Here is a 4,426-nt window from a genome sequence, read left to right as displayed (position 1 = left end):
GGATATAAGTCTCATCTAGATGCCAAGTATGGTGTGCAACTTTGTTTTTTCTTTTTCCAAATTTGATAGATTAGATTTCCATATTCATGGACCCAACGCATAATGGTTGTAGGGTGAACGGAAACTCCTCGTTCTTTCAGACTTTCAGAGACATCACGATAACTTAAAGAAAAACGACAGTAGTAGCCAACGGCTACCAAAATAATATCCTCTTTAAATTGTTTTCCTTTAAAATATCCCATCTGCTAGTCTCCTCATCCAATTTTTTCTACATGAGGGTGTTGCAAAACTCAAATAAACATGCAATGTTATGAATCAGAAAAACTAGCTGAACATGTAGTAGATAGCGATTTTGACCATACCAACGAGGCTGTTTCAGCCCTTTATCTTTTAATGTACTAAACTGTTGTTCAATTTTCCCACGCTCTTTCATCAACTGTTTTCCAAAGATGGTTTGTATAAAATGAGACAATACACGACGATGTGTATTCTTAATTTTTTCACCATTCCGAGGGTTGATTGGATTTATGGCAAAGATGTCACGTGTTCGTGCAACTTCATAAATGTGCTGACTATCATAAGCCGCATCTGCCACGGAAAACCGGATATTTCGATCTTGTATATCTTGAAGTAATACAGGAGCCATTTTGCTTGGGAATCGTATAAACTACTCCGTAAGGCTGTACTATCAATTAAAACACACGGAGTCATCCCTAACTTCATTTCTTGAAGAGTTTGTTTATAAATCAATGGAATCCCTTCGTTGCGAAACCAAAAGTACCTACACGTGAAAAAGTAGATATATGAGGAACAAAAAAAGACCACAAGATATACGAAATGAAGGATATTGATGCGAAAAACGAGTTAATTTGCGTAAAGAGTCAATTTGGAATACAGTTTTCAAGAAAAAACATTTCAGTAAAGCTTTTCTACAGATGGGTGGGCGACCCTTCACAGGCGGAACGCCTCCAATAGTTAAACTGTCTACGTATGTAAATAAAACCTGTAAAATGGACTGATGTTCATCAAACTTGGTTATCATACTAGTAAATCCGTCCTCTCTGAAGATAGTTCGGGTTACTATCATTCTTTCAGGAAAGCGGATTTTTTTATGCATTCATTTTTGAATATTTATAAGTTTTGCAACAGAACCTCTAAAAGTGTTTCAGATATTACTTTCTTAGATTGATTGATGGTATATTGGATGGTAATGTATAATAAATGTTATTTCATGTATACAAACAAGGAAAAAAGTATTTCATTATTTTTATGAACATAATAGAACCGGAAAAAATGAGGATTTATATATAATCGCCTAAATATTAGGTTTTTTGAAGGGAATGTACGAGAGGAAGGAGCGAAAAAGTGGAGAAATTAGCACAATTGTTTACTGATGCTTTGTTAATATCTGAGCCCTTATATGGAAATAACAAAGCAATTTGGGATAAATGGACTTCTTTTAGTGCAGATGTAGAAAAAGAAAATAGTATGGTTGTAACTTCACAATATGTTTCACCATCTTTTTCAGCATTAGTATCGTGGCTTAGTAAAAAGAATGAAAGTGGAATAACCTCACTACAAATTGCTATTAAGTTGAACCAGTATAAGGATGAAATTCATTCAGAAGTTGAACATCTTTTAACCAAAGAGTTTAAAAATGATAAAAAGCCAAAATTAAGTGATGAAACAGTTGAGAAAGATTATTTTGAGGTCAATAATTCCGCGGTATATTTTAAATTACGTGACGGGATCTCCAAAAATCATTTTGAAGAAGATTCAAATATAGGTGTAAAATCTTATCCGATTGAAACAAAAGAGAGTAATGCGATAGCTCAGCTTTCTTCGCATCGAGATGAGGATTTGAAACTTATAAAGGATGATGAAGCGTCCCGATGGAACACTTTAGTTAATGATGTAATGAGTAATATGGATGATCTTACGGCAGACGTATTAGATTCAATCACTATACAATGGTTAGCTCAAGCGAAGTCACCGGATGAATTCATCGAATTCTCATATGAGCAAGTATTAGATATGTGTAATGTACCGAAAAAGAAAGTAAGTAAGGGAGAATATTATAGACCTGAGGATAAAATTAAGGTTGCTAAGAGAATTGCTGCTTTAGCAAGCATTTTTATATATTTAAATGACGATAATGAAGTAGTAGTTTTAAATGACGAAAATGAAAATGATGAGGAATATAAAGTGAAAAGAGAAGTCATTAAAAGGTTATTTGTTCTAGATTCAGTAGTATTATGGAGACATAATACTACGAATGAATATATGGGGATTGAATCCTGCCGAATTAAACCTGGAAGCTTCTTATCAAGTTATATATATGATTCAAATAACACTACAGCCTTACTATCTAAAAAGGCACTTGAATATAATAGTTACCGACATAAATATCATAAACGATTAATCCGCTATTTAACATGGCAATGGAGGATTCGTCAAATATATTCAACTTTAAAACGACCATACTCCATTGGGAGAGATAAAGGGTTATTAGCTGTCATGGCAATTCCGCTTACTTGGAAGCCAAGTCGCATTCGGGAACATTTAGAGAATGTTCTTACTGACCTAGAAAGAGAGAATGTGATTTCTAAGTGGGAGTATTCGAGCAAATTAGACGAAGAACGTTTAAATAAAAAAAATGGTTTAAAGGTTATTGGATTAATTTAAACATTATTATCCTTCCACCAGAAGAATTAATTAAATCTATGTATAATTTACCAAAGAAAAAAACATTAGAAATAGAGAATAATAATGAAACAATAATAGAATATAGTGAAGAGACTAAAGATATTATTGATATGCCACAAATAACAGTTAGTAAAGAACCTGATATTTTTGATGAAGAAGCTGTTTGTGAAAAAATACTAAAGCGACGAAATGTCGATAATATAAGTATACGAGAGCTCGCAAAAGAAATAAAAATATCAGCACCTACATTATCTAGATTTTGCAATAAACAAACCAAACGTTTATCAACTAATGCAATTGATAAATTGTCTAAGTGGTATCAAAGACAAAAGATATTAGAAAAGATGTAATCAGGTTCTGTTGCAAAGTTTTTGGTTCTGGTGCAAAAAGATCATAAGTGAAAAAAGAAGCATAGTTTCCTAACGGATTCCTTGATTACATCGTTAATCCAAACAGGTGGTTGATAAAGATATTTTGATTTTGGACAGACTGATCCTGTAAATGTATTTGCTCTTTTTTGATCATATACATGGCCTCTAATCCAGCAATCATTTTTTTCGCTGTACGAAAAGATTGTAACCCTAACATATTCCAAATACGTTTTTTGATAAATCGATGATCTTGTTCAATCATATTATTCAAGTATTTCTTGACCCGTAGTAAGATACTTGATGGTAAGCTGTTTTCTTGTTTTAACTCTCGGATTGCAGGAGGATAGGCTTTATCTCCATCTACGTTAATCACACGAGGAATCGTCCCATGACAAGTAGCCAGGGCTTTCTGAAAGAAAGTTTTGGCAGCCTTGGTATCTCTTTTTTTTACTGAGGTAAAAATCAATCGTATTTCCTTCGGAATCTACTGCCCGATACAGGTACATATCTTTTTTTTGATTTTAATGTAGGTTTCATCCACCTTCCAAGAATCATTCGTTTGTTTCAAATGTCTTCGAATTCTCTTATTCAACTCTGGTCCATATTGATGAACCCATCGCATAATCGTCGTGTGGGCCAAAGATAATCCTCGTTCTTCCATCATTTCCACTAAATCGCGAAAACTTAGATTGTACCGCAGGTACCAACGTACAGTTAACAAGATAACATCTGGTTGATAATGTTTCCACTTAAACACATTTTCCCTTTTCATATGAACCACGCACCCTTTTTAAAGTAATTCTATCAGTATTTCCAAGTTTGTAGGATGACTTTTAATTAGTTTGAAGTTTTTGCACCAGAACCCTTTATATCCCTTAAGGTTGTACTATCAATTAAAACACACGGAATCAGCCCTAAATTCATTTCTTGAAGAGTTTGTTTATGAATCAATGGAATCCCTTCGTTGCGAAACCAAGTACTTACACGTGAAAAAGTAGATATATGAGGAACAAAAGAAAGACCACAAGATATATGAAATGAAGGATATTGATGCAAAAAACGAGTTAATTTGCGTAAAGAGTCAATTTGGAATACAGTTTTCAAGAAAAAACATTTCAGTAAAGCTTTTCTACAGATGGGTGGGCGACCTGTCACAGGCGGAACGCCTCTAATAGTTAAACTGTCTACGTATGCAAATAAAACCTGTAAAATGGATTGATTTTCATCAAACTTGGTTATCATACTAGTAAATTCGTCCTCTCTGGAGATAGTAACCCAAACTATCTCCAGAGAGGACGGATTTTTTTATGCATTCATTTTTGAATATTTATGAGTTTTGCAACACCCTC

General features: G+C 33.6%; 5 pseudogenes. 1 reads left to right on the top strand and 4 read right to left on the bottom strand.

Annotation, left to right across the window (positions count from 1 at the left end):
• Both CDB3_RS30565 and CDB3_RS30560 read right to left on the bottom strand, forming a co-directional pair.
• Positions 1-242, bottom strand: a pseudogene (locus CDB3_RS30565) (transposase domain-containing protein); the annotation flags it as partial.
• A gap of 26 nt (positions 243-268) precedes the next feature.
• Positions 269-1,042, bottom strand: a pseudogene (locus CDB3_RS30560) (transposase).
• 323 nt (positions 1,043-1,365) lie between these two features.
• Between CDB3_RS30560 and CDB3_RS30555 the strand changes: the two are divergent.
• Positions 1,366-3,056: pseudogene (locus tag CDB3_RS30555) on the top strand (helix-turn-helix domain-containing protein).
• Positions 3,057-3,141: 85 nt separating this feature from the next.
• Here CDB3_RS30555 and CDB3_RS30550 read toward each other — a convergent pair.
• Positions 3,142-3,849 (bottom strand): annotated as a pseudogene (locus tag CDB3_RS30550) (IS6 family transposase).
• A 101-nt stretch (positions 3,850-3,950) separates the two neighbouring features.
• Positions 3,951-4,319, bottom strand: a pseudogene (locus CDB3_RS30545) (transposase); the annotation flags it as partial.
• Between the last annotated feature and the right edge of the window lie 107 nt (positions 4,320-4,426).

It is taken from the genome of Bacillus sp. CDB3 (assembly GCF_002081505.1).
Classification (GTDB): Bacteria; Bacillota; Bacilli; order Bacillales; family Bacillaceae_G; genus Bacillus_A; species Bacillus_A cereus_AT.
Note: the sequence above shows the minus strand (reverse complement) of the source record. Positions and strands in the feature narration are given on the sequence as shown.